Origin of the sequence: Moorena sp. SIOASIH, from assembly GCF_010671925.1 — a bacterium.
In the GTDB taxonomy this organism is placed as follows: domain Bacteria; phylum Cyanobacteriota; class Cyanobacteriia; order Cyanobacteriales; family Coleofasciculaceae; genus Moorena.
In genome coordinates this window covers 280670-307063 of the sequence record NZ_JAAHIH010000009.1, presented here as the reverse complement: position 1 = coordinate 307063, position 26394 = coordinate 280670, and the positions used below count along the sequence as shown (strand labels likewise).

The following is a 26394-nucleotide window of genomic DNA, read 5'->3' as shown; positions in this document are numbered from 1 at the left end:
GAACCGTGTTGCTCTTCCTCAATTCTCTCTGCTGATTATATTTGCCTGACCTGTTCTGACAGAATTTATGCAAAAATTGATGCATCCTCAATGCTTTGCCCCTAAAAATTAAACACGCTCTGAGTGGGATAATTCTATTCACCTATGAAAATTGCTATTATCACCTCTGGATTCTTGCCTGTCATAGATGGCGTAACAGTTAGTGGATTATCTAGGCTACAACGACTGAGTCAGTGGGGACACCAGGTTTTGTTATTTTGTCCTGACTACAGTGCTTTAGAACATGTCTATCCCAATTGGCGAGATTATACTGGTCAAATCCTGCCTGGAGTGAGAATCATCAATTTACCGAGTACCTCATTCATGGACTTGGACTTTGAGCGTCAGGTGCGCAGGAGTTCCTATTCAATCCTGCTCCAGGAGTTAAAAAAATTCCAGCCCGATATTATTCATGTTGATGAACCAGAAAGACTGTTTTTTGGCTTTTTTCGAGTGCCTGGGGTGGCTTTTGCCAAAAAGGCTGGTATTCCCTGTGTGAGTTTTTTTAGGACTAATTTTCTCGACTATGCCGAAGATTACTTTTCTCTACCGTCTGTGGTCGTCGCTGGAATTAAATTTATTTTTAAAACCATATTGATTTCAGTGTATAATTCTTATGATGTCACCCTAGTTTCTAGTCGGATTACCCATAAAAAAATTATCAATCTGGGCATTAAAAACACCCTACATGCCAATTTAGTTGGCTTTGATGCTAGTAAATTCTATCCTGGTTTACGGGAGGAACAGTTTTTCGAAAAGAACTATGACCTTAGAGGGGTTGAGGGGAAAGTTAAGTTAATTTTTCTAGGTCGGTTAACCCCAGATAAGGGGTGGAAATTTACCCTGAATGCCTTTTCACGAGTTGTACAAGAGGTCAACAGTGAGCAAATCGCACTGATCATTGCTGGTGATGGTTCGATGCGGGATGAAATTGCTACCGGCTTAAGCCAGTTAACACCTAATAGTCACTTCCTTGGTAGAGTCCCACCGGAAAATGTTCCAGCTCTGTTGATCAACAGTGATATTCATATAACAGCATCAGAAAAGGAGACTAGAGGGCTAACTATATTAGAAGCCTTTGCTGCTGGAATTCCTGTGCTCGCTCCTGAAGCAGGTGGGGTAGTGGAGAATATCCAAGACGGATGGAATGGTTTTTTGTTCACTCCCCAGAATCAGGAAGATTTCTGCGACAAGCTCAAAGTACTAATTGAAAGCCCAGCGTTGCGACAGGAAATGGGTCGCAACGGTAGGGAGTGTGTTTCCCAGTATGGTTGGGATCAGAGGGTTCAGAATTTAGTTGCTATTTGGGAAAAGCAGATTGCTAAGAAAACCCACTGATATCAAGTCCAGTTAATCACTAAAGAGAATAGCCTATCGCTTTTTGGTAATGGGTAATGGGTAATGGGTAATGGGTAATGGGTAATTGCCTATTACCAGCTAACGGATAGGATGAGTAATCCCATGGACTTGATAGGATTGAGTGGGGTTGTCTGTGTTTACGGTTTAATAGTAGTCGGTTTCTGGCTGCGGCATTGGTACCATCTCAAAGTTGGATGGATCACGAAGATAACGAATGGCATCTTCTTCTAAGCGGTAGGTTATATAGGATTCAAGGGTATTTGTGTGTTTGAGGGCAGAAAGATAACCATCGATATATAGCCGCAATTCGTCGAAGCTATAACCTCGATTCCACAAATCGACTAGGGAGTCAGTAAGTTTTTGATAGCAGCGTATAGCTTGAGGATCTTGCAGCATAGTCTTAATAAATTTTGAGTATCAACAGTAGCGGTATTGGCTCACTCAGTAGAAACTCGGATACGCCAACTTAACTTCAGTTTAGCAAAAGTAGCAAGTCCTCAATACTTTTCTCAATTATTTGTTATGTTACCTAGACTAAATTGCATGTTATATGCTAAAATACAAAATGGTCAATTAAAATTACTGGTGAATTAAAATCCTATTGTCCTTATTGTCCCTCTGACCTGGTCTATTTTGTGCCATTAGGGTGCCACTAGGAGGTCGTATTTTAAGAACCCAAGCCAATATCGGTCTGATCAGTAGCAGTTGTTACAGAATGTATACCTGACCTTTGCTATAATCAAATCCCAACGGCTAAGGCTAAGAGGACTGTAAAGTGCCGTGGGCTCAGTTAGAATTCAGATTATTGAAGGAAACCCTCATTTGCGATCGCTTCTAGGGTCGCATCTGAAGAAATCCGGCTATGGGGTGTATCAATCACAAAATCTTGATCAAGCCAAGGAAGAATTTCACCATCGCCAACCCACTCTGGTTATCCTAGACTCTGATTTACCAGACAGCGATGGAGTTGAATTTTGCTGCTGGCTTCAGCAACAGCGAAAATCTCTAATTTTAATGTTGTCTGCTCGGGGTAGTGAAAGAGATATTGTTACTGGTCTTAAAGCTGGGGCAGACGATTACTTGACTAAGCCCTTTGGTATACAGGAATTTATGGCACGGGTGGAAGCCCTAATTCGTCGCCTCCGCATTACGGTGGCTCCCCTGTCTCTGGACTACGGTGATCTCAAAATTGATTTAGTCCAGCGTCGTGTCCGCTTCAAAGAAGAGTTTATTGACCTGACTCCCCAAGAATTTAGCTTGCTCTACGTACTCGCCCAAGCAGAGGGAATGGCTTTGAGTCGTTCTGAATTATTGCGCCGCGCTTGGCCCAATGCGATTGACAATCCGCGCACCATCGATACCCACGTCCTTGCCCTCCGCAAAAAAATAGAAACCGATCCTCGACAACCCAGCATTATTCAAACGGTTCGCAATGTTGGCTATCGGTTTAATCAAGGCATAAGTGAGAATAATCTAAAACCTGGGACAGAATTGGCAATTCACAAGATTTATTAGAAGTTGTTGGTTATAAGATTTATTAGAGGTTGTTGGTTAATTAACCATTAACCATTAAATCCTGATCAACCAGCGTCGCCGATACATCCCATAGAGAATCAGCCACCACAACAGTACATTGACAATGGCAAAGATCAAAGAACCATTCATCGCTCCTGCCCAAGACCGAAACAGATTTTCATAAATCCAAGTATAGGTACTCGGAGCATTATCACCTGTCCCTACCTTAGTTCGATATAGGATGCGAACTACTAAACCAGATGCGACAAACAGAAAAATCGCATTTAACCCCATCACTTTTAAGGGCCATCCCCATCTGCGAAATCCCCGCACTTCAATTAACTCATAACAAGCAGCCAGTAACAGCATCGACCAACCAGCAGAAAAGACTACATAGGAACTTGTCCATAACTGCTTGTTAATTGGGAACCAGAAATCCCAAACCCAGCCTAAACCAAGACAACCTACACCAAATAGTAATAATCCCAAACTAGTACGGGACTGTATCGGTTGATGGCGTAGCCAGTCCCCAACGAAATAGCCAGTTAAGACAGTTACTACCGCCGGGAAGGTGCTAAACAGTCCTTCTGGATCAAATTGAGCTTGTTTATACAAATGGTTTGTTCCCAATACCATACGGTCGATATAGGCAGCAAAATTCCCTTCCGGTGTGAGATTACCAGCACCATAATCAGGAACTGGTACTAAAGACATTGCTGCCCAGTATCCTAGCAAAACTATTCCGGTCAGTACCCACAAACCCCGTCGTCTTAGATTTAGCACTGCTACAGCACTAAGGAGATAGGCAAGACTAATGCGCTGCAAGACACCCATAATCCGAATAGTATCCCAGTTGTAAGTCGGAAAACCATTGAGCAGTAAGCCTAGGGCAAATAGAATGGCACATCGCCTGCCAATACGCCAATATCCTTGGGATAGGGATTGGTTGTTATTGGTGTACTTGACTAAGGAAAAAGCCATTGCTACACCAGCAATAAATAAAAAGGCAGGAAATACTAAGTCTGTGGGTGTAAAACCATGCCACTTAGCGTGAAGTAACGGGGGATAGACATAAGACCAACTTCCTGGATTGTTGACTAGAATCATGCTAGCCATGGCAATACCTCGAAAGACATCAAGGGAGGTTAGACGCATGATCGGAATAGTAATTGGGAATTAGTAATTGGTAATTAGTAATGGATGATTAGTAATTGGTAATTGGTAATTGATAATTAGGTAAGTATTCAGCTATCAGCGGTCAGCCGTCAGCTAATCAACGGTCGGTAGTAAACAAGTTGGGGGGTGCTGGTACGGCTGGTTGAAAATCCCTGCTCGTTTTACTTCCTACCCCGTGCAGTTAAAGCGCCTGCTAGCACATCAAGTAGCACCATCTGTAGCGCATTAGCTGATAACTGACGGCTGAATGCTTACATAATTAGTAATTTCAAATAACCGTCAACCTTCAACCGTCAACAAATGATTAAGCCCACTGTTGAGATGCTTCAGCTTCTGCTTGGACTAATCTCTCTCGCAACTGTTGCCAATTAATCTGCTCAGCTGGACTGTCTTGGAGTAACTGAGTATTTTGGAAATACAATACTCGATTACAAAATAACTCAGCCATATCTAGCTGATGATTGACCATCAAAATTGTGATCTGCTCCTTTAGCGCTAAATCTGTAAATACCCTGATCACCTGAGACGCTATACCAGCATCCAAGGCTGAGGTGGGCTCATCGAGTAACACTATTCTTGGTTGGACAACTAGTGCTCGTGCGATCGCAACCAATTGCCGTTGTCCCAAAGACAGTTGTAACTCTGTACGCTCTAACCACTCCGCTGGGATGCGCAGTCTCTCTCGAATCTCTTGTGTCCGTTGTGCGTTCGCGTAGCGTGGCCTACGGCCAATCGCTTTTTTTGGCAACTGTTGCAATACCAACGGATAAGCTAGAGCCTCCTGAACGGTCATCCCTAACAGTTTTGGTTCTTGAGGTACCAGCATGATCTGTCGGCGCAATTCTAGGACAGGAATATTCCGGATGTTCTGATTATCTAGATAAATTGTTCCCTGGGTGGACTCACTTAATCGATTCAACAGCCGCAACAGAGAGGTTTTACCAGCACCAGATGGTCCAATCACGCTGATGCGATCGCATTGGCTGACCTCGAAAGAAATATCACTTAATATAGGTATTCCAGCCGCTTTAGACCTAGTTGAGAGGGTCAGGCTTACCTGTTTGAGCTGTAACAGGGGATTAGTCAATCGCTTCGCTCCAATTCAAAATTATCAATGTCTTGATGCAGTCGCTCATGGGGAGGAGCTGCATCAAGGTATTGTGATTAATAAATCAAACCCTGATTAATAGCTGTGGTTATTGTCCAGCCATCTACAAGTAATAGCAAGAGGGTGAATCCGAACAAAATTAGATACATCCAAGGCTGGGCTAGGGGACGAATATCGGTAGTATCTATTCCGGTATAGGTTTGTACTAACTTAACTAAGCGATTAAATCCGACTACTCGCATTGGCAGCAAGTAAGCTTGGTCAGAGGATTGGCTAACGAAATAGTAAACAAGCCCCCCTTGACCTGTGGTGCGCATTTTTAAGTCTTTCACCTCCTTCCAGTGTAATTCCCAACCTTTGCGGAAGAATCGGGGCACCCAATTGGGATAAGCCACCTGAATTTTTTCGTTATCTACAATCACCTGTTCGCTTAAGGCACCATAGAGGGCTAGAAATCCTAAGCTAATTCCTATCCACAGGACTATTGGCGATACTGGAGTCGATGATACTTTAGCTAAAAACGGTAATGGTATCAACAGCGCCCAATAAAATGTTATTAGGGTAATCCGAATTATAGGAGAGATGCGAAATACAGAAGGGCTATACTGTTTAGTCTCAGGGTTAGTTTCAGATGCTGTTTGTTGATTTGGTAACATAATTAAAAAGAGTTGAATAAGGGAATAGGTAAAAAGTCCTGTGTACCTCATAGCTATGATAAATGTTATATCAACTTCAACTGTAAGCATTCAGCCGTAAGTCGTCAGCCGTCAGCTAAGGGAACTCAGATTAAACCAATGCTTACCTGTTTTATTCAAAAGCACCATCTGTAGCACCTCAAGTAGCGCATTAGCTGATAGCTTATACGCGAAACGCTGATAGCTGAATACTTACCTTCAACTTCTATAGTCGATTGAGCGCATCAAAACTCATAGCCGAGAAAAAAACACCCCACAGGCGAGGTAGGGTGTGGCTCTATTTAATTAATTGGGCAACTGTTCACTAAACTCATCTAAGGAGTTAACGGTTAATGCTGTGCCCATCAACTCGTCTAATTGTTCAAGACTTAAGGATTGAAGTCTGACAGAAATCTCCGAAGGAATATCTCCAAATCGTAACTTTAGTATTCGCTCCAAACTTTTTTCAATGCCTTGTTCAATGCCTTGTTCAATCCCTTGTTCAATCCCTTGTTGGATGCCTTGTTGGATGCCTTGATCAATCCCTTGAGCAACACCCTCTTGTAAAATTTCCTGATACCAGGGTGATTCTCGTAATACTGTCATATCCCACCTCATGATTTGTTGAATTAACGGTATCTCTAACACGAAGCTAGCAAAGAAAGCTAACAATGGTTCTAGTTGATTTAAGGTTTGATCCGCTCGTAGTGCCTGCACTGCTGAGCGCAATTTCGATTCACTACCACCTCCAAATAAGATCGGGACAAATGGGAATAGGGGAGGTAATGGTTGTCCTAATACTAATTCAGCATCTACTTCCCACAGATTAATTACCCGATAATCTTGATGTGCCTTTAATCCCATGAATTCACTGTCGTAGCAATTTTCAATGGTGACGGTGGCTGGGGGCGGCAAGATGTTAATTAATACTGGATAAGTGGATAGGTTGTATTTCTCCTCGGCTAGAGCGACATAATTGCGCATACGCTTAGGCATGGCCTGGCTATAGCGCAGTTGTAATTCATTAAGAATCAGAAAGTCTTGATGTTCAGGACTCTTTGCTTTGACGATTACGTCGCTTTCCCGACTAATCCATTGAAATTCAGCATCGAGTAACTGAGATGCCCGCACTTGGGGATTACCAGTTACCCATTGCACCCAAGCATTGGGGGCGAGACTGATTAAACGTTTGCTACCAATATCTGCTGGTTTTGCCATAGTCGATTGACCAAATAAAGCGGGTGAGCCTAGGAAAGCCCACCCCACGGGCGAGGTGGGTTGTGGCACGATGGTGATGAGCCTCCTATTTTCATAGGAGCCAGAAGCCAGCGACAGCTCTGGGAAAGGTCAGCGCTGGCTTCTTTCAGTTCGGGCGTCTGATTTAGATAGTCAAACCACTAGTTTACTATCTACCTTTAATAATAGCAGTAACTTCAGCAAAAATCAAGGGTTTAATTAAAATTAATGTGCCATTATTTTTGGAATTTTGGAGTCGAAATTTTGGAGTCGTTAGTCGGGATTCGGTAGTAGTAAACAGAGTAAAAAATTCTCGTGATTTATTTAGTATTCCTAAGGATTAACTTCCTTTGCGACCATTCAAAAATGCTCAACCTCTTCTTTAGTTAAACCAGTTGTTGCCACGATTAAATCCATATCAATCCCTCTTGCTTTCATAGCTTTGGCTATTTCTATGGCTTTCTCTGCTCTCCCCTGTAATTTTCCAGCTGCTTCTGCCCCTTCCAACAGGCTAATTTCATACCGTTTATTTTCCAGATAGTTCTGATAAGCTACTTTTTCTGGTAAGGGTAAATTCTCAATCCTTAGCTTTTCCTTGGCCTCGGCTAATCCTCTGGCTTGGAACTCTTCTTTGATTTCACTATTCTTTAGAAAATAGATCCATTCATCTAAACTGTTTCTGGTTACATTATCAAACTGGTTGACTCTCAAGATATAATATTCGGGAAATATCTGGTAGACTTGCTCTAGTTTGAACAACTCCTTCTGTAGGCTGGATAGCCCTAAGGAGTCATGATGATGACGACCTCGGAAATCTAATTTACCTTCATAGATGTAATCTTGTCCTTGCCCCAGAGTAAAGTAAACAATATTAATCGAGTAGACTTTTTTTAGTTTACTATAAGGCTCTCCTTTATCTAGATATTGGGTGAGCAGTGTCGAGACGCCAAATAGCATCCGATGAAAGTAATCATTTTCGGAACTGTTTTGGACTTCCACCAGTAGTAACTCTCCAGCACTATTGAGCGCTAGAATATCGACCCGATTCAGTTTATTGTCTTCGGTGAGCCGATTACTTTCCCCTTCTAAAATAGATTCAATGGTAATCTCTTGTCCTAGTAATTCGGTGATAAAGCCTTCTAGGACAACATAATTAGCTTTATCCCTCAGCAGTTTTTTGATCGCCCAGTCAAAGCGGATGTGTGTCTTGGCCATGATTAGTAGGGAGTAGGGAGTAGGGAGTAGGGAGTAGGGATTAGTATAGTTAACAAGCAGTGTTAACTCAAAAATTAATTGATTTTATTATAGGTGGAATTTACTTTATTGATTTCAACAGTAACTCTACCGGTAACACTAGTTGTTGCTTGGTTTAATAATCTTATCTACTGATGATGGGTAAATTTACTCTACCGATCAGATCAGCTCTGTTATTGATTTCCCAAGTAACTCTACCGGTAACACTAGTTGCTGGTTGGTTTAATAATACACTCTACTGCTCATGGGTAAATTTACTCTACCGGTAACCTTAGGTATATTGCTGATTTACTCAGTAACTCTAGCAATAAGTATAGCTATCGGTTAGTTTAATAATACACTCTACTGCTCATGGGTAAATTTACTCTACCGGTAACCTTAGGTCTGTTATTGATTTCCCTAGTAACTCTACTAGTAACGCTATTTGTCGATTGCTTTAATCATGGACATTACTTATAATTTAAAATTACCAATTAACATAATCATTCAGCCGTTTTCCAAAGGCCAATGGCTGAATTAACCTCAAGTATAGTGCCCATAGGGAATCAGATGATAGCTGATAGCTGATAGCTGAATGCTTACCAATTAACAATTAACAATTACTAAACAGCTATTAGGCACTATAACAATTAACTTACCGCTAGATGTGGAATTCACGGATATCATCTCCTCCGTAACCGGAGAAAAATTCCGTAATTCTCTCTAGGCAATACCCACATCAATCAAGCAATCCTAGATCACAAGAGTAGTTTAGAGCGTTTCCAGATGAGATGTAAACCTGTATGGTCTTTTTTGATTGTCAAATAAAAATCCGTATCTCTTTCCCATCTTGCCTCTTGCATCTTGTATGCAAGCCAAGTCCTGCAATAATTATGTTTACATCTCAACTATAAACGCTATAACTAGGAGGAAAACTCGGATGCGTTCCCGTAGCGTGACCTAGGGTCAATAGCTTATCTGAGTTAGGCCATACCCACATCAATCAAACAATCGACGATCACCACAGTAGTTTAACTTCCAGGAAAACTCGGATGCGTTCCCGTAGCGTGACCTAGGGTCAATCGCTTATCTGAGTGCTGAGTGCTGGGTGTTGAGTTATGAGTTATTAATTATTAGTTATTTATTCGGTGTTGCTCAACTAAATAATTGATTGATATCAAAACTAATTGGGTCATTTACCAATTAGCTTTTCTCTTTAATTGATTCCGGCCAGTTATGAAGTTTTTATTCAATTATCTCAAAAAAATCCCAAACCATTCCTCAGACTCTTCTGGAGCATCTGAGGTAAATTCTGATTGGCAGCCTTTAGGCTTTAACCTGATGGGCATAACTAACCTAGTTAAGGCTACTTTCCCGATCCTGGTGACAGGTTCTGCTTTGCTGGTGTCTACTCCTACTGAAGTAGCAGGGCAGGTTGGTATTGATGCGTCACTCGCCACAGGGCCAAGGCCATTTAGTTTGCGTTACAGCGCCGACGTGCCCGGTAATATAGCGGCGATTGGTAATGCCTCATTGATTTGCGATCGCACCAATGGATCCTGCTCAAACGGATTAGCCACCGGCAATGTTGGCAACAACCGGGGTGGTCTGGCAATGCAGATGCTAGATTCTGATAGCGATCCCAGTACCTTTAACTCTAGCTCTGCCAATTTAACCCTGCCTGCGGGTGCCAATGTGTTGTTTGCAGGTCTTTACTGGGGGGGCACCTCTGACGGTGCCACCACGCCTGCACCGGATGCCAGTAAGCGAAATCAAGCCTTGTTAGCTACGCCAGGGGGAGGCTATCAGACCGTTACGGCAGATACGTTCACCAGTATTGATAACTCTGCAACAAGCGGCTGGGATGTATACAGCTCCTTCGCGGATGTGACAAGTTTAGTGCAAGGGGCTGGGAGTGGTACCTATACCCTAGCGAATGTACAGGCAAGTACAGGCACAGGATTTACCTATCCCAATGCTGGTTGGTCATTAATCGTGGTGTACGAAGATCCAAGTGAGCCCCGACGGAATATGACTGTTTTCGACGGGTACGACTTCTCAGGGTTCAATACCGGCAATACCCAAACCTTAACTGGGCTAAGGACGCCGCCCACACCAGGCTTTAGTGTCTTTATGGGTGCATTCGCGGGGGATGGCGAGCCGGATGTGACCGGGGATACACTGTCGATTAATAATACTCCGGTGTCCGACGCCGTGAACCCATTAAATAACTTTTATAATGGCACAATTTCTCAGTATGGGTCCCATGTCACGAGTCGTACTCCTAATGATCCCTACAACATGGTTGTGGATATTGATCTTCTGGATCTGACGGCTTGGAACGAAACCAACAACGTCATTCCGACCAATGCAACCAGTGTTGATTTGAACCTATCCACGTCAGGTGATGGCATCTGGCCTATGGTTTACTTCTTTGGGGTGGAGGTGTTTGAACCGAATCTGGTCACCCAGTTTGAGAAGACCACCCCCCAAACAAGTTATCAAAATGGGGATACGATTGCTTATACCATTAGTGTGACGAATACAGGGAATGATAACGCTGTTAACACAGTGATTACGGATGTAGTTCCCACAGGAACAACCTTTGTACCGGGATCGTTGAAGATTAATGGAGTGACTAAGACCGATGGTGCTACTGATGAAGCTGAGTTTGATGGCACCAACGTTATCTTTCGTGTAGGTACGGGGGCAAACACAACCCAGGGGGGTCAGTTAAACGTTAACGACACGGTGACCATGTCCTTTGAGGTCACTGTTACAGCTGCGGCTGGGGAAACGGTTTGTAACCAGGCTTCAATTGACTATGAAGGGGAAGCCAGTGGCAATCAGGCATCGGGGACGTCGGATGACCCAAATACAGGGACATTTGGTGACTGTACTGAAATTACAGTAACGCCTCCTACAACCAGTGTTGACTATGGTGATGCTCCTGATACTACCGCCAGCACCGGTAATGGGGATTACCAAACCTTATCCGCTAATAGTGGTCCATCCCATACCATTGACAATACCACCTATTTAGGGGCAGGAGTAACAGCTGATACCGATGGCTTTGGAGATGGCACGGATAATAACAATAACGCTACCGATGATACCGATGATGGGGTTCAAATCAATAGTGCTACTCTCCAGGGACAAACTCTACCGATCGGGGATAATGTCACTTTAGATATTACTACCGCAGGCTCGGGAGTACTTAATGCCTGGATTGACTGGAACAGTGATGGAGACTTTGATGATAGTGGTGAGCAAATTGCTACCGATGTTAGTCCAACTGGAAATGCGATCGCATTAAACCTAACTGTTCCAGCTGGAGCTACCGTTGGTAATACTTATGCCCGTTTCCGGTATAGTTCTGATACTGGCCTTAGTCCTACTGGTGCAGCGGGTGATGGTGAGGTAGAAGATTATCAAATTGCGATCGCTGACTCTACACCAACGACTGCCTCTGTAGGGGATCAAGTCTGGGAAGACCTAGATGGTGATGGTATCCAAGATGCTGGAGAGCCTGGAATTCCCAACGCCCTAGTCAATATCTACAAATCTGACAACACCTTGGTTGATGCCACCTTTACCGACAGCAATGGTAACTACAGTTTCAGCGACCTTGACCCAGGGGATTACATCATTGAATTCACCTCCCCTGCTGTTGGCTATAGCTTCACTAGCCAAGATGATGGGGATGAAACCCTAGACAGTGATGCGGATCCAGTTACAGGTCGCACTGCTACCTTTACCTTGGCTGCGGGAGACAACAATACCAGTATTGATGCTGGACTTACCCTCAAAACCAACGCTATTGTCGCTTGCGATATCATACCACGCCAGGCTACTAATTGGACTGAAACCCTGAACATAGAGAAATTTGACTCTGCTCAAGGTAGCCTGGCCAGGGTAGACCTAACCCTGAGTACCCTGATTGCACAAGAGTTAATCTACGAGAATACGGGAAACCAGGCAAAAACAATAACCGTGAACCAGGAGGGAGAAGTCAGTGTCTCCTTGCCTGATACTAACGCCAACTTCACCAGAAATTACAACCAATCCACCGACTTGAATCTACCAGCCTTTGATGGTAATCTTGACTTTGGCGGCACTTCCGGTGGCAAGACTCCCACGATTATTGCCCATGAAACCTATACCGAGGAGTACACTAACCTAGCTGATTTCATTAGATCCTCATCACCAGTGGAAACTGTCAGTATCGGGGTGAATACTACCTCTGCAGCCACTTTCATTAACTCTGATAACGCTTCTACTGGTTCGACTAGCGAGGCAACCGCCGGATTGTGTGTGACCTACACCTACAGCTTAATTCCGGAAGAAGCTTCACCGGAAGCCGGAAATATCGTTATCAACGAAGTCCTCTACGCCCAAACTGGCAGGAGTGCTGAGGCTAATGATGAATTCATCGAACTCTATAACTCTTCCGATAATGCTGTAGATATCAGTAACTGGAGGCTAGCCGATAGCAACCTGATTTTTAACAGTACTGATAATACTGGCAACATTACTGGTGATGCTGCTAATCCGGCCTATATCTTCCCCAACAACACCACTCTCCAACCAGGAGAATATGCTGTGATTTGGATTGGCAACAATACATCAGACCATCAAGCTCCCGATGCTGCATTCCAGGATTGGTTAGGAAACGCAGGCAAACTCAATAATGCTGGAGAAGATATCTGGCTGTATGACGATGAACTCAAGATTGTAGACTACATTGCTTATGGCTCCAATAACGCCATCAATACTCCACCGTCAGCTGAATTGAATCTGTGGGATGACACCTACCAACGAGACTTAGATGGGGCAAGCACTGGTCAATCGATTAGTCTCACCCCCAATGGAGAAGACGGAAATACTAGTGCTTGTTGGGAGCATACCCTTAGTAATGATGCCAATGGCCGTTGTCCAGAATTCCTCGAAACCAGGGATACCGATACGGTTAGTGTACGCCAAACTAGTGTTGGAGTTTATAACAATATCTTGCCCAATGTCATCCTGGTCAAGCGGATTACTGCTATCAAACCGAAAGATACCAACGAGTGGATAGAGCTACCACAATCAGGTTCACCCTTTATCGATGGCATTGATGGTGGCAGTTCTGAGAATAACGTTGGTTCCGACCGTGCTGCTGATGACAATGACCCCAACTGGCCAAATCCTGATGTTTATCTGCGGGGATTAATTAATTCTGGGGAAGTGATGCCAGGGGATGAGTTAGAGTATACAGTATACTTCCTCTCCAATGGCAGCAACGATGCTCAAAACCTGCGTATCTGTGACCGAGTTCCTGGAGAAACTACCTTTATTCCAGACTCCTTTAATGCCACCGCTGGCTTCCCCAGTAGTGATGTCGGGATTGCTTTGTTCCAGAGCACCACTCCCCTAGCCTCAGGTGGTCCAGCTGAACCCAACATCTTTCTTACTAATATTCCCGATAGCGATCGCGGTCGGTATTACGGGCCAGGAACCTCAGTGCCAGCGGGATGTAATGTCACCTTCAATCAAAATGGAGTAGTAGTAGTGGAAGTTGGGGATGTGCCAAACGCTGATTCACCAGGAAACCCACCCAATTCCTATGGATTTATTCGGTTCCGGGCTTTAGTGAAATAAGGCAGAATTAAGAATTAAGAATTTATAATGGTGAATTAAGAATTAAGAATTAAGAATTAAGAATTAAGAATTAAGAATTAAGAATGGAGAATTAAGAATTAAGAATTAAGAATTAAGAATTAAGAATGGAGAATGGTGAATATAAGAATTAATAATGGTGAATGGTGAAGGCATAATGGTGAATTCCCAATTCCCCCCAATTCCCAATTCCCCCCAATTCCCCCCAATTCCCCCCAATTCCCAATTCTACATTCTTAATTCTACATTCTTAATTCTACATTCTTAATTCTACATTCTTAATTCTACATTCTTAATTCTACATTCTACATTCGCAACTGTTCACTAAACTCATCTAAAGAGTTAACGGTTAATGCGATTGCCATCAACTCTTCCAATTGTTCGAGAGTTAAGGCTTGAATTCTGACGGATATCTCTAAAGGAATCTCTGAAAATCTCAGTTTAAGGATGCGCTCTAAACTCCCTCGACGTTCTTGTTCAATCCCTTGTTCAATCCCTTGTTCAATCCCTTGTTCAATCCCTTGTTCAATCCCTTGTTCAATCCCTTGTTCAATCCCTTGTTGGATGCCTTGAGCAACACCCTCTTGTAGAATTTCCTGATACCAGGGTGATTCTCGTAATACTGTCATATCCCACCTCATGATTTGTTGAATTAACGGTATCTCTAACACGAAACTAGCGAAAAAAGCTAATAATGGTTCTAGTTGATTCAAAGTTTGATCTGCTCTTAGCGCTTGCACTGCTGAGCGCAATTTCGATTCACTACCACCTCCAAATAAAATTGGTACAAATGGAAATAGGGGAGGCAAAGGTTGTCCTAATACTAATTCAGCCTCTACTTCCCATAAATTAATTACCCGATAATCTTGATGTGCCTTTAGTCCCATAAATTCACTGTCGTAACAGTCTTCAATGGTGACGGTGGCTGGGGGCGGCAAGATGTTAATTAATACTGGATAAGTGGATAGGTTATATTTCTCCTCCGCTAAAGCGACATAATTGCGCATGCGCTTAGGCATGGCCTGACTATAGCGCAGTTGTAATTCATTGAGAATCAAAAATTCTTGATGTTCAGGACTCTTTGCTTTGACAATTACGTCGCTTTCCCGACTAATCCATTGAAATTCAGCATCGAGTAACTGAGATGCCCGCACTTGGGGATTACCGGTTACCCATTGCACCCAGGCATTGGGGGCGAGACTGATTAGACGTTTGCTACCAATATCTGCACGTTTTGCCATAGAAAATTTACTGAATTAAAACTAATTAATTACTGAGGAGTCACGCCCAAGGCTGTTTCTGGGGTCGGACTAAAATTTGATTGGTGGGGAGCTGGGTCTCCCACACTTCCCACACTCCCTGCTCCTTAGTTAGAGTCGGTGCCCGGTATTATCCGGGGCATCTCTCCTTTCGGCTAAGGCCGACGCTGCGCGAACAGAACCGTGCATGAAAGTTTCCCCTCACACGGCTCCTAGGTATCCTCTCCTCTGTGTGGAGTGCTCCAATGTATCTGTTGGTGGCAGCTCTGATGAACTGCTAGTAAATTCTCTGATTTCCAGTTGTCGTGGTTTTCATCATAGTGATGAAGGTGTACAGACTCGTTTTCTAAGAACTTCAACCCACAGAATCCACAGGAATGGTTTTGCTTTTTCAAGGCTGTGGAGGTAGCATTGGAGTAAAGGCGTGAGTTCCTTTGGCTCCAATAGACTAGGTCACCATCATAAGGTGATTTAGTCCCCTTCACTTTTACGTGTTGGTTCTGTTTGTAACTTACCTTTGGGAATCCCTTCTCACATAGTTCATTAGCTTTATACCGGTTTATCTTTCTTTCCTTTCGGAATTTACGATTTGCGGTTTTTCTTATGAACCAGAGTGAATCCCGGCTGCTGTTCATGTCGCAGCTGTTATGGTAGTTACGCCATCCGCGTATGATTGGGGCTAGCTTTTTGGCTTTTACTTCGGCACCATAGTTTGAACTGTTGACTACGGATTTAATCTTCTTACGTATATTCCGGTGGTTTTCCTCTGAGGGTGTTGACCGGAATTTTCCGTTTTTCTGGACGCGAAAGTTCCACCCCAGGAGACGAAACCTTAGAATAAAGAAGCCTTAATTAATAATTTTTAACCCTTTTTTGCATAGTCTGTCGCCTGTAAAGGCTTCTTTATTCTTACGGTAACTTCATAGGAAGTCGAATCCATCTGTCGCTTTGGTTAGCTTGGTCTTTCGAGCGTTGATTTCCATTCCTCGTTCTGCCAGAAAATTTTTGATTTTCTCTAGAATTTTCTTGGCGTCATCTTTTGGCTTGAGAATTATCACCATGTCGTCAGCGTACCTAAGACTGGTGTGTATTTCCTCTATTCCGTCAAGCGCTACGTTTGCCAGTAAAGGACTGACCACACCACCTTGGGGTGTTCCTTGCTCCGGGAATTCCGGATTGATGCCTGCTTTTAAACATCTGAAAATCCCCAGTTTTAGACATGCAGGTGCTAGCAATCTATCCATAATGGAGCTGTGTGAGATGCGGTCAAAGCATTTCTTGATGTCTAGTTCAATTATTCGCTTTTTTATGCCGTTGCTCGTTGACCTTAGGTTATTAAACAATTGTATTTGTACGTCTTGGGCACATCTACCTGTTCTGAATCCATAACTATGGGCATTAAACCTGGCTTCGTGCGCTGGCTCTAAGGCGAATTTGGCGCTTACTTGCCATGCTCTGTCGGCTATGGTTGGTATCTTTAACATCCTTACTTTTCCATTCTTTTTAGGGATTGGAATTTCACGTAGTCCCCTATGCTTCCAGTCAGAGGCGTAGTGGTTCAATGTTTCTACCAGCTTCATGCGTTCTGGGTAATTTAGGCTTGACTTGCCATCAATTCCCCCTGTCTTTTTACCCTTATTTAGCTGAGTTACTTGTCGGACTGCTAGAAGTTGAGCTGAACGGGATTTTAAAATCAGTTTCTGTAGAGACCTTGCTTTCTTCAAGTCACCAGCTTTAACTGCTTTATACACTCTCTTCTGTAGGCGGAATAAGTTTTGGCGGATTTTCTTCCACTTTTGCTTCTTCCAATGTTCGCTATATCCTATTGACATGCGTCTAACTATACTCTTCCATTAGTTTGTGTATTCTGGACCCCGCAGCCAGTTTCCGACTGCATCCTATCCGACAGTAGGGATTAAGTTTGACATAACTTACTGAGGGTTCGACCGTTCCTCAGACCTGGTTTTGCTGTCGTTTTTACTTGTTCCACCTGATAGATTGTTATGACGACTCTAGGACAGTCCATTTTGCCTATTCCCTTCTCAGAGATTACAGCTATCGAATCTAGGATGCTGTGAGAATAAAGGAATGAAGTCTCGCATTTTTACAGATTGCGGCTTGACGATAAGACACTTTTTAAGGACTTTTGTTAATCTATCCATATCGTCTCCCTAAAGCGCGGCAGTGTGGCTAATCTGTTTCACCTCTGATTCCGCCCTGGTGCCAGCAACACTGCTGCTAGGATGTCGCCTAGCTCGGTGTGGCCAAGATCAGGAGTCACATGTCTCTCCATGGGGTCGGGTTTTCACCGCCATCCAAATCAGGTAGTTAGAATTCGGGGTCAGTCCCCGCGAATCCCTTAGCTCTTACCCCTCTAGTTTCTAGAGGCTCTTAGCTAAAACAAGCCGCACAGATTCTTCGTCTATAGGCTCGTCATCTATAGGCTGGCCGTCTATAGGCTCACGAATATCGAAGATAATAATCAAATCAGCATCAGGCATCAGTGGTTTCAGAGCCTGCAAATGCCCCTCAGCATCAGAACGGTTACGGAAGCGACCAACAACCACCCTTTGCATTTTGGGCAAGAGCCGAACAACCACCCATGGGTGTAGGCGTTGAGAGTAAGACATAATGTCAGGTATATCCTTTAACTGGGGTTCTAGAGCCAGCCTGTGGTCCTGGAGAAACTTTCGGCTGGCTCTTACCGTGGAGCGTTTTAGCGCCCACGGTATTTTTATACTAACACAAATAATCTTTAATTATAACATATTTTGAAAACTTTTGTAACAAATTTTTTAGGGAGTAGGGAGTAGGGAGTAGGGAGTAGGGAGTAGGGAGTAGGGAGTAGGGAGTAGGGAGTAGGGAGTAGGGAGTAGGGAGTAGGGAGTAGGGAGTAGGGAGTAGGGAATAGGGAATAGGGAGCGGGGAGTAGTGGAGTGGGAAACAATCCTGTGTCCCCAAATATAAATTACTTTATAAATTAACTCGATGGGAGCTTGGAGCCGCTGCACGATTGACCTTGGCCTTTTGGCCAGGCTACGCGAACGGTCAAGCTACCCGAACGCATTTCCCGATCGATGTTATATGCGATCGCATTCCCGATTCCCGATTCCCGATTCCCGACTCCCGCAAATTGCCAATTTTTATTTTTACCCTTATACTATTATTATAGGAATAGTTAAAGGAGAGTCAACTGATGAACAAGTGTGTTGGTACTACTGAAGCGGCATCTTTATTAGGAATTTCCTCTAGACGATTGCGGCAACTCCTTGAGAAGGGTCGCGTCCGGGGTGCCTATAAAACTAGGAAATTCTGGATTATTCCTTTGTTCAACCATTTGCCACAAATTACCAAAGGCTCCCGTGGACCAAAGGGGAAATGGCGTACCAGTCGTCCCCCAGCTTTAGCTAAGATTAATGTCAATCGCAATCACATTGGCTCGAATATCAAGAAAAGTCCCAAAGACCGGAAGCCAGTGATTTCAGTAAAACGAAAGGGCACCAATCTCTACGGCAACGAGGTCGAAATCCTTGGTCCGTGTAAGATTGTGTATCAGCCGGATAATCCACTCGATTGTGGCGCTCGTTTGTGGATCGAAACTTTCAGTGATATTCACTTCATTGGTGGCAGTTTCCCCGCCACTCGCTAATGATTATGGCAACAGTCTTTGAGTGTAAACGGGATTGACCCACCTTCCCGATTTCGATGGTGATTTTACGAATAATTGATTTATATTTAGCTACTTTATCCATCGCTCAATAGTTGCTTCATCTATCCGATACACCAGCATTTTAACCTGATAGCGATCCAGTAGTTCCATAATAAAGTCTTCCTTGAAAAAATCGTCATAGGTATCATCTGGTACCGCTAAAAATAATGTTCGCTCAGGCATCTTTTTTTCAAGCGCAAACTTATAAAAACTAAACTGCCCCAAAGCTTCGTAAAAATCATGAAGCGTTGAGACACCAATAAAGCTTTTTACCTGTACAGCAATTTTTTCACCATCTTTTTGAGCAGCAATTAACCGTTCAGCTCCCAAATCCACTTGAATCTTACGTTTGCCAGCTTCTACAATGAGTTGGTCATCCGTAATCAGCCATCTTTCCTTGACTAGCGCTGCTTTGACTAGTTCATGATATTTGTCTTTTGCCATATTAAAATAGCAACATCTTCAGCAAAACCCTACCGATAATAAAATAGTCATACCAAAATCATGATACCCTGCAATATTTCCTAGTACTTTAACGGTAAGCAAACCGTAAATATACTCCCTTTGTTTAACTGCGATCGCACTTTGACACTCCCCCCCATCCCCTCGACCAAAGTCTTGACAATGGATAGACCCAAACCAGCGCCACCGGTAGAGCGAGTTCTAGTTTCATCGACCCGATAGAAGCGGTCGAAAATACGGGCTTGTTGTTTTAAAGGAATACCAATACCACGATCACAGACCTCAATTCTGCCACGGCCATCCACCTGAGATAACTTAACAGTGACTGGTTTATCGACACTAGAGTATTTTACGGCATTATCAATCAAATTCAGTAGGACTTGTTTGAGGCGATTGATATCAGCTTTGACCCAAATCCCAGGTTTAATACACTCAACCTTAATAACTCGCTTAGTATATTGTCTTGCCATCTCAGCCACCTCTTCGACCAACTCATCTAGGACAAAGGATTCTAGATTGAAGTGTATATGGCCACTATCCGCTCGTGCCAAATCCAGTAAATCCTGCAACATTTGCACGGTGCGGTCAGCTTCTGAAGAAGCAATTTCTAGGGCTTCGCGCTGAGGTGGACTCAAATTAGCACCGCGACGTAAGGTACTTTGGACATAGCCAGAGACTAAGGTTAAAGGAGTGCGCAATTCATGGGATACATTGCTAACAAATTGCCGTTGATTTTCTAAGGCTTCATTCAGACGCACAAGCATTTGGTCAAAGGTTTGTGCCAATTCTCTAACTTCAGTAGGAGCATTATCTAGCTGTATTTGCACATCTCCCAAATCATCAGCAGAAATACTCTCAGTTAGCTGACTCATCATCTGTAGTGGTTGGAGCGATCGCCTAATATAGAATGCGATCGCAATACACATCCCTCCAATAGCAAGTACTGTAGCAATCCCCAGACTCCGGATCAGCTGCAAAAACATCTTTTGATCACTAGTAATGTCTTGGGCAATGTAAAACTTACCGAGATTGGTTTGTTTAACTTCCAAAGTAGTGCCGCAAACCACCCAGTAGCTTCCGTTTACTTCCAAGATTTCCGGCATGGGCGGTATCCGTGACAAATACTCCGGAGAAGTCAGAGTGTCCATGACCTCTAGGGCTTCAGATTGAGCAACAATACCATTGTTGGGATGCTTTACCCAGAGTAGGGTGTTACTATTGCTGAGTTTATCAATTGCCTTTTGCATCCCGGTTTCCGGGGTAACCATATCGCTATAGATTTCCACATCCTGGGGGAAGCGCTCTGCAATATAACTAATACTCTGTTTGTGAGTGGAAACCAGAATATGCTGCATTTTCCAGCTGGTCCAAATTGCCAAACTGCCCATACCTAAGGCTGAAACAGCGGCAATTCCTAAGGTTAGTCTTACCCGTAGGGAACGTAAATCAAGCTTTAGGTAGGAGTTATTCAAGAATTTTTCCAGCAAACGGCTGGGGAACTTCATCAGTCTTTGTAGGAATATTTATATTAATATTACTAATTATCAGTTTGACAGAACAATCTGAGAAATTACTGATAGACTAGTTAGAATCGGATAACTAATATTTTTTTCGGGAGCATGGGGATTGTCAAGCTAGGGGAATTTGGAATTGGTAATTGGTAACTATAATTACTATCGAGCCATAAATACTGTAATAGAAACACTACCGATAACACTTGAGTATTCAGCTATCAGCTATCAGCTAATGCGCTACTTGAGGTGCTACTTGAGGTGCTTTTGAAGAAAACAGGTAAGCATTGGAATAATGCTGAGTTACGTTAGCTGACAGCACCTCAAGTAGCGATGCAGCGCGGTCTTGGGGGTTTCCCCCACTCGCTATTGCATCAAGACAGCGTGGCCATTCGGGTAGCGTGGCCAAGGCTGACGGCTGAATGCTGAATGCTTACAATAACACTACCAAAACAAGTGAATAAAATAGGGTGCATCTCATTTTTACTGTTTGACATGGTGGTGCGTTACGGGGCAGCCTGTCCAAACCCTGACTACGAGGAGAAAAATGAAGGCCCCCCTAACGCACCCTACGGAAAATTTTCAAAACTGAGATGCACCCATAAAATATGATTGGGTAGACGATTCTAAGGTTAGTAAAAGTAAGTGTCGCCCAGCTGAGTAAAAAGCCACTGTGTTGAACTGGATTTATATAAATCCCTATCGGGATTTATTTCATTTGATGAACATAGCACAATTATGTGTATCGGTAATCGGTAAAATAACTTATATTTATACTATCTACCAATCGGAATTTATTTTTGAACAAGAGGTGCTTCCCTATCACACGCTCATGACCTTACTCCATCACTTAATCTAAGCTTGGGTATATTAGATCTATTGCAAAAGTCCAAAAGTAGTCTCCATCATCCTTCCGAGATTGGATATCTTAGGTGCGCTTGACCTTGGCGAATTAAATTCGCTACAGGTCGCACCTGAAGTTTTCTACTTCTGTCAGAAGTCTAGTTTCTAGTTTTATCAATATGTCCTTATACTCATTACCGACAATTTGATTATGAAACGTTTTGGAAATTTAGTGCTAATTTTGTCAGGAATCCTAATGGCCGGTGAAGCCTCAACTGCCTTAGCTGAGTCTCCCAAAATCCGGGAATCGGAACCGATCCAACACAGTAGTGAACCTCTAACTGTCTCAGATGCAGGGGCTACTGAGGTTTCTGACATGTCAGAGCATACCGAAGTTCCTAGGTCAGGGCATATATCTGAGACTGAAGCACTGACTACGGATGCCCCTACCGAAACTTCGGATACTGGTATACCTATACCTATAAATCCTATAGATATAGAAGTGCCATTACCTGATAATTCCACTGAAGACACCGAGCAGCCAGATATCTTAGTGGATAAGGAGCTTCCAGAAACAGACACTTCTACGACAACTGTACCTAAAATAGACTCAGATACCCCAGATACTGATTCGGATATACAGACTTCTGATCAAGATACTGATTCGGATACAGAAGCTTTGGATACAGAGGCTTTGGATACAGAGGCTTTGGATACAGAGGCTTCGGATACAGAAACTTCGGATACAGAGCTAGAGAAAGAAGAAACCACAACTGCTGAAGACGTTAAAGAAAAAGACCTGGAAGCAGAAGCTGAAGAACTTAGCCCAGAAGAGCTGGCAAAACAGCAGAAACTGATTGAAGCCGATAGACTTTATCTAAGTGGAGATATAATTGCTGCTGAACAACTATATCGTGAAGCCAAGAATCCTTTTGATAATCCAGAACCAGTTCAAGAACTACCGGAGCCAATTTACGACACCGCTCAACTCTCTCCCGCTGGTGGAGTGTACTGGCGTAACTATGAGTCAGGGTTAGAAAAGAATTTAGAAAGTAAAATTCTGATTCCCCTCAAGTTTTTAGTAGAGCGGCAACCAGAATTTATTCCCGGTCATATACGCTACGCTCAAGCTCTAAAAGATTATGAGCGACTTGATGAAGCCTTAGTAGTTTTAACGCAAGCTAAAAATCTATATCCCAATGAGCCGGAATTAATCAAGGTAACCATGGGAATGCTAGCAGACTCAGAAAATTGGTTTGAAGCATCTCTGGTAGCTCGTGAATTTGCCCTGTTTAATACTGAGCATCCTCAATCGGAAGAGTTTCTCCAGCTCGCTGATCAGCATCTAGACCGCCACATTTCCCATCTCCGGAATGAAATTACCGGTAATACAATAATGAATGTGATTACTGGCACATTAGGTTATGTTTTTACTGGTAATCTCTTTGGTCCGCTATCAGCAATAGAGTCAACGGTATTAATGCTTCAGGGAGAATCAGGCATTGGGAAAAGAATTGCTAAGCAAGCACAAAAGCAATTACCGATGCTAGAAGACGAAGAAGTGCTGGAGTATGTGCGGGAAATGGGAAATGAACTTACCAAGGTAACAGGTCGCGATGAGTTTAACTACGAGTTTTATGTAGTTATGGATGACCAACTCAATGCTTTTGCTCTACCGGGAGGTAAAATATTTATCAACGCTGGCGCTATCCTAAAAACCAAGTCCGAAGCGGAATTAGCTGGTTTACTGGCTCACGAACTATCCCATGCTGTGTTATCCCACGGTTTCCAGTTAGTCACTCAAGGTAACTTGACTGCTAACATTGCCCAATTTATCCCCTATGGTGGCACTGCTGCTAATTTAATTGTACTTAACTATAGCCGGAATATGGAACGTCAGGCTGATGATTTAGGAACTAAAATTCTTGCGGCTAGTGGCTATGCAGCAGATGGATTGCGCAATTTGATGATTACCCTGCATGATCAAGGTGGACCAAAACCATTATTTCCTTGGCTTTCAACTCACCCAGAGACTAAAGAACGGATTAATAATTTAGAAGCTATAATTGACAGGAATGGTTACAACCGTTATACTTATGAAGGTGTAGAAAAACACCTAGAGATTAAGAAGCGAGTTGCTCAACTTCTCAAAGAATATGAGGAAAAACAGAAGGAAGAAGAGGAGGGAAAACAGGAGGAAAAACAAGAAGATGATCAGGAGCTAAAACAGCAGGAAGAACAGGAGCTAAAGCAAGAAGATGAGCAGGAGCTAAAACAGCAGGAGTAAGCATATGCGCTACGCGCACGCTGCGCGAACAGCAGTCAGCAAGCCGTCAGCCATTCCCGTAGCGTGGCCATAGGCCAAGGCTCAAGCTAAGTGAACAGCTTATTTTATTTAAAATCACCTCAAGTAGGGTGGCCACAAGCCCCTGATAGCTGATAGCTGATAGCTGATAGCTGAATACTTACGATCACATTTCTTCAAGTTCCTTACCTTTGGTTTCCCGAACTGCGAAAACAACTAAGAAAAAGGAGATAGCAGCAGCAATGGTATAAAGACCATAAGCAGTACCTAAACCAAACCTAGTCAGGAGAATCGGGAAGGTGATGGTAATGAAAAAATTGGCCATCCATTGAGTTGAAGCACCAACAGACAGAGCAGACCCTCGAATCCGGTTGTTGAACATTTCCCCTAGCATTACCCAGACCACTGGTCCCCAGGAAAAGCCAAAGCAGAACACATAGAGGTTAGCGGCTAAGAGGGCGACAATCCCTTGAAAGTGAGTCAGAATCAATTCACCAGCGCTACCCAAGTGGGCGAAAGTGAAAATAAATGCCATTATTCCCAAGGTCAAGGTCATCCCAATAGACCCGAGGAGCAGAAGGGGTTTGCGTCCAAACTTGTCGATGTATGCGATCGCTAAAAGGGTAGTAATAAGATTAATAGCGCCAGTAATAACATTAATTAGCAGGGAATCCCCTTCTGAAAACCCTACCTCTTGCCATAACACATTACCATAGTAGAATACTACATTAATTCCCACAAACTGTTGAAATAGAGATAGTCCCATGCCCACCCAGACAATGGGAAGGAGCATACCATTTTTACCAATCAGATCACAGAGTTTAGGCTTGCGCTCCTTGAGAACTGTTTGCTGAATTTCCAAGACCTTGGCTTGGACATCACCACTCTCAATCTTGGCGAAAACAGCAGCAGCTTTTGCCAATCGACCAATAGAGACCAAAAAGCGGGGAGATTCAGGAATTAACCAAGCCCCCACCCAATAAACAGTTGCTGGAATAAGCTCCATCCAGAACATCCAGCGCCAAGCCGGTATAGAAAACCAAAGTGGTGCTTCTGCTGAACCGGTAGCCATACCAATCAAGTAGTTGCTGACAAAAGCAATAAAAATACCAATAACAATGGCCAATTGCTGCAGAGAACCTAACCTTCCCCGCAGGTGAGCTGGAGAAACCTCTGCAATGTAAGCTGGACTAATTACACTAGCGGCACCCACAGCAATGCCACCCACCAGTCGATAGACTATAAAATCCCAGGTACTGATTGCTATACCAGAGCCAATGGCACTGATCGTAAATAAAGCAGCAGTCATCAGCATCACCTTTCTACGGCCATACCAATCCGCCATTTGTCCAGCGTAAAAAGCCCCAACTGCAGAACCTAGCAGCATCGAAGATACTGAAAATCCTGTCCCGACGCTAGTGGAGTGAAAGGCTTTTTGCAGTGCTGTAATTGTGCCATTGATGACTGCACTGTCGAAACCGAATAAAAAACCACCAATGGCAGCTACTGCGGAAATCAGGATTACAAAAGATATATGGTATTGTTGTTTGTCATTTATCATTTATAGCAGTTCTCAATGGGGTGAGGTACTTAAGCCGGTAGGGAGTAGGGAGTAGGGAGTAGGGAGTAGGGAGTAGGGAGTAGCGCTGCATCGCTTTTGAATTTTCCATGTTCATCCATACCTGGAAGCTTTTTGCCCTAATTCTTTAGGTGGACAAGTTGCCAGTTAAGCAACTGTCTATCGAAATAACGACCTATCACCTTAGGTATAGTAGCGTCCAATAATAGACAGAGCTAGGATTACAGCCAAATATTGCCAAGACCCTAACTACCACAGTATTGTGTACAGGTTTAAATAGTGGCATGGGATACCTCACCAGGCTTTAAAGAAGGAAAGTACAGTTTAAAGGTAAGGTAAAGCTCAGGGAGCAGGCAGCAAATGGAATCAACTGAAAACCCCACCATGGAACAGATCAACCTATTCTCAGAGCCTGGCACTGGCAAGGTAGAAAAGACAATTACCCCTCATAAGCCAGGACGAGTCAAGTTTAAAGCAACTTACTGGCCAGCAGAAGTATGCTCTGATTTTCAAGTCACCCTTGAACCTGAAGACCCAGTTACAGTTGTTGGTCGGCGGGGCATTACCCTGATTGTGGTACCAGTGGGTTATATTTTTCCCGATGATTCTCAAGAATCGAGCCAAGGCTTAGCTAGAGGGATTGTCTCACGCTTGTTGACTTGGACTCAACGATTGGCTTGAGTCTTTATAAGATTTTCATATTAAGCCAAACTAATTAACTTCAGAAG

At 43.5% G+C, this 26394-nt stretch carries 20 protein-coding genes and 1 pseudogene; 7 read left to right on the top strand and 14 right to left on the bottom strand.

Features of this window, described 5'->3' with window-relative positions:
- The first annotated feature begins 144 nt into the window (after nucleotides 1–144).
- A complete protein-coding gene (locus tag F6J90_RS40815) occupies nucleotides 145–1377 on the top strand; it encodes a glycosyltransferase (protein WP_293107833.1) in 1233 nt (410 codons plus the stop codon).
- A 165-nt stretch (nucleotides 1378–1542) separates the two neighbouring features.
- On the opposite strand, the gene F6J90_RS40810 is transcribed toward F6J90_RS40815, so the two are convergent.
- Complete coding sequence (locus F6J90_RS40810; RefSeq protein ID WP_008187787.1) at nucleotides 1543–1794, bottom strand: DUF6761 family protein; 252 nt, start codon at nucleotides 1792–1794, stop codon at nucleotides 1543–1545.
- A 384-nt stretch (nucleotides 1795–2178) separates the two neighbouring features.
- On the opposite strand from F6J90_RS40810, the gene F6J90_RS40805 reads away from it, so the two are divergent.
- Nucleotides 2179–2913: a response regulator transcription factor gene (locus F6J90_RS40805; RefSeq protein ID WP_293107827.1), complete on the top strand. Its 735-nt coding sequence runs from the start codon at nucleotides 2179–2181 to the stop codon at nucleotides 2911–2913.
- Nucleotides 2914–2967: 54 nt separating this feature from the next.
- Here F6J90_RS40805 and F6J90_RS40800 read toward each other — a convergent pair whose 3' ends face one another.
- The 5 genes from F6J90_RS40800 to F6J90_RS40780 all read right to left on the bottom strand — a co-directional run bounded on the left by F6J90_RS40800 (nucleotide 2968) and on the right by F6J90_RS40780 (nucleotide 8322).
- Nucleotides 2968–4068 (bottom strand): heparan-alpha-glucosaminide N-acetyltransferase domain-containing protein, encoded by a 1101-nt coding sequence (locus F6J90_RS40800; RefSeq protein ID WP_293107825.1) that lies wholly within the window; start codon nucleotides 4066–4068, stop codon nucleotides 2968–2970.
- 325 nt (nucleotides 4069–4393) lie between these two features.
- On the bottom strand, nucleotides 4394–5176 hold the full coding sequence (locus F6J90_RS40795) for an ATP-binding cassette domain-containing protein (RefSeq protein ID WP_293107822.1): 783 nt from the start codon (nucleotides 5174–5176) through the stop codon (nucleotides 4394–4396).
- Between the two features lie 77 nt (nucleotides 5177–5253).
- On the bottom strand, nucleotides 5254–5853 hold the full coding sequence (locus F6J90_RS40790) for a hypothetical protein (RefSeq protein ID WP_293107899.1): 600 nt from the start codon (nucleotides 5851–5853) through the stop codon (nucleotides 5254–5256).
- Nucleotides 5854–6177: 324 nt separating this feature from the next.
- Nucleotides 6178–7158: a DUF4351 domain-containing protein gene (locus F6J90_RS40785; RefSeq protein WP_293107819.1), complete on the bottom strand. Its 981-nt coding sequence runs from the start codon at nucleotides 7156–7158 to the stop codon at nucleotides 6178–6180.
- Nucleotides 7159–7467: 309 nt separating this feature from the next.
- A complete protein-coding gene (locus tag F6J90_RS40780) occupies nucleotides 7468–8322 on the bottom strand; it encodes an Rpn family recombination-promoting nuclease/putative transposase (RefSeq protein ID WP_293107817.1) in 855 nt (284 codons plus the stop codon).
- A gap of 1254 nt (nucleotides 8323–9576) precedes the next feature.
- Here F6J90_RS40780 and F6J90_RS40775 point away from each other — a divergent pair.
- The gene (locus F6J90_RS40775) at nucleotides 9577–13980 is read left to right on the top strand and encodes an SdrD B-like domain-containing protein (protein ID WP_293107814.1); all 4404 of its coding nucleotides are present in this window, start codon (nucleotides 9577–9579) and stop codon (nucleotides 13978–13980) included.
- A gap of 323 nt (nucleotides 13981–14303) precedes the next feature.
- On the opposite strand, the gene F6J90_RS40770 is transcribed toward F6J90_RS40775, so the two are convergent.
- The 4 genes and pseudogenes from F6J90_RS40770 to F6J90_RS40745 all read right to left on the bottom strand — a co-directional run bounded on the left by F6J90_RS40770 (nucleotide 14304) and on the right by F6J90_RS40745 (nucleotide 18218).
- Complete coding sequence (locus F6J90_RS40770) at nucleotides 14304–15239, bottom strand: DUF4351 domain-containing protein (protein WP_293107811.1); 936 nt, start codon at nucleotides 15237–15239, stop codon at nucleotides 14304–14306.
- 230 nt (nucleotides 15240–15469) lie between these two features.
- Nucleotides 15470–17089: pseudogene (locus tag F6J90_RS43955) on the bottom strand (reverse transcriptase domain-containing protein).
- Nucleotides 17090–17638: 549 nt separating this feature from the next.
- Nucleotides 17639–17887, bottom strand: coding sequence for a hypothetical protein (locus F6J90_RS40750; protein WP_293107805.1), 249 nt, complete (start codon nucleotides 17885–17887; stop codon nucleotides 17639–17641).
- Nucleotides 17888–17996: 109 nt separating this feature from the next.
- Entirely contained in the window at nucleotides 17997–18218 is a 222-nt protein-coding gene (locus F6J90_RS40745) for a hypothetical protein (protein ID WP_293107803.1), read from the bottom strand.
- A gap of 52 nt (nucleotides 18219–18270) precedes the next feature.
- On the opposite strand from F6J90_RS40745, the gene F6J90_RS40740 reads away from it, so the two are divergent.
- Together F6J90_RS40740 and F6J90_RS40735 are read left to right on the top strand one after the other, a co-directional pair.
- A complete protein-coding gene (locus tag F6J90_RS40740) occupies nucleotides 18271–18429 on the top strand; it encodes a hypothetical protein (protein ID WP_293107800.1) in 159 nt (52 codons plus the stop codon).
- A 24-nt stretch (nucleotides 18430–18453) separates the two neighbouring features.
- Nucleotides 18454–18906 (top strand): DNA-binding protein, encoded by a 453-nt coding sequence (locus tag F6J90_RS40735; RefSeq protein WP_293107797.1) that lies wholly within the window; start codon nucleotides 18454–18456, stop codon nucleotides 18904–18906.
- A gap of 90 nt (nucleotides 18907–18996) precedes the next feature.
- Here the strand turns inward: F6J90_RS40735 and F6J90_RS40730 are convergent, their stop codons facing one another.
- The 3 genes from F6J90_RS40730 to F6J90_RS40720 all read right to left on the bottom strand — a co-directional run bounded on the left by F6J90_RS40730 (nucleotide 18997) and on the right by F6J90_RS40720 (nucleotide 21348).
- Nucleotides 18997–19410, bottom strand: coding sequence for an element excision factor XisH family protein (locus F6J90_RS40730; protein WP_293107795.1), 414 nt, complete (start codon nucleotides 19408–19410; stop codon nucleotides 18997–18999).
- 80 nt (nucleotides 19411–19490) lie between these two features.
- On the bottom strand, nucleotides 19491–20900 hold the full coding sequence (locus tag F6J90_RS40725) for a HAMP domain-containing sensor histidine kinase (RefSeq protein WP_293107792.1): 1410 nt from the start codon (nucleotides 20898–20900) through the stop codon (nucleotides 19491–19493).
- A 271-nt stretch (nucleotides 20901–21171) separates the two neighbouring features.
- A complete protein-coding gene (locus F6J90_RS40720; RefSeq protein ID WP_293107789.1) occupies nucleotides 21172–21348 on the bottom strand; it encodes a hypothetical protein in 177 nt (58 codons plus the stop codon).
- Between the two features lie 645 nt (nucleotides 21349–21993).
- On the opposite strand from F6J90_RS40720, the gene F6J90_RS40715 reads away from it, so the two are divergent.
- Complete coding sequence (locus F6J90_RS40715; protein WP_293107786.1) at nucleotides 21994–24069, top strand: M48 family metallopeptidase; 2076 nt, start codon at nucleotides 21994–21996, stop codon at nucleotides 24067–24069.
- A gap of 184 nt (nucleotides 24070–24253) precedes the next feature.
- Here the strand turns inward: F6J90_RS40715 and F6J90_RS40710 are convergent, their stop codons facing one another.
- Complete coding sequence (locus F6J90_RS40710; RefSeq protein WP_293107783.1) at nucleotides 24254–25648, bottom strand: sugar porter family MFS transporter; 1395 nt, start codon at nucleotides 25646–25648, stop codon at nucleotides 24254–24256.
- A gap of 378 nt (nucleotides 25649–26026) precedes the next feature.
- On the opposite strand from F6J90_RS40710, the gene F6J90_RS40705 reads away from it, so the two are divergent.
- Nucleotides 26027–26347 (top strand): NfeD family protein, encoded by a 321-nt coding sequence (locus tag F6J90_RS40705; protein ID WP_293107780.1) that lies wholly within the window; start codon nucleotides 26027–26029, stop codon nucleotides 26345–26347.
- Nucleotides 26348–26394 lie beyond the last annotated feature (47 nt).

Coding starts and splice junctions, on each gene's coding strand:
- F6J90_RS40735 (WP_293107797.1), top strand. CDS start 18,454: ATGAACAAGTGTGTTGGTACTACTGAAGCGGCATCTTTATTAGGAATT.
- F6J90_RS40730 (WP_293107795.1), bottom strand. CDS start 19,410: ATGGCAAAAGACAAATATCATGAACTAGTCAAAGCAGCGCTAGTCAAG.
- F6J90_RS40775 (WP_293107814.1), top strand. CDS start 9,577: ATGAAGTTTTTATTCAATTATCTCAAAAAAATCCCAAACCATTCCTCA.
- F6J90_RS40815 (WP_293107833.1), top strand. CDS start 145: ATGAAAATTGCTATTATCACCTCTGGATTCTTGCCTGTCATAGATGGC.
- F6J90_RS40715 (WP_293107786.1), top strand. CDS start 21,994: ATGAAACGTTTTGGAAATTTAGTGCTAATTTTGTCAGGAATCCTAATG.
- F6J90_RS40705 (WP_293107780.1), top strand. CDS start 26,027: ATGGAATCAACTGAAAACCCCACCATGGAACAGATCAACCTATTCTCA.
- F6J90_RS40800 (WP_293107825.1), bottom strand. CDS start 4,068: ATGCGTCTAACCTCCCTTGATGTCTTTCGAGGTATTGCCATGGCTAGC.
- F6J90_RS40780 (WP_293107817.1), bottom strand. CDS start 8,322: ATGGCCAAGACACACATCCGCTTTGACTGGGCGATCAAAAAACTGCTG.
- F6J90_RS40750 (WP_293107805.1), bottom strand. CDS start 17,887: ATGTCTTACTCTCAACGCCTACACCCATGGGTGGTTGTTCGGCTCTTG.
- F6J90_RS40770 (WP_293107811.1), bottom strand. CDS start 15,239: ATGGCAAAACGTGCAGATATTGGTAGCAAACGTCTAATCAGTCTCGCC.
- F6J90_RS40790 (WP_293107899.1), bottom strand. CDS start 5,853: ATGTTACCAAATCAACAAACAGCATCTGAAACTAACCCTGAGACTAAA.
- F6J90_RS40710 (WP_293107783.1), bottom strand. CDS start 25,648: ATGATAAATGACAAACAACAATACCATATATCTTTTGTAATCCTGATT.
- F6J90_RS40810 (WP_008187787.1), bottom strand. CDS start 1,794: ATGCTGCAAGATCCTCAAGCTATACGCTGCTATCAAAAACTTACTGAC.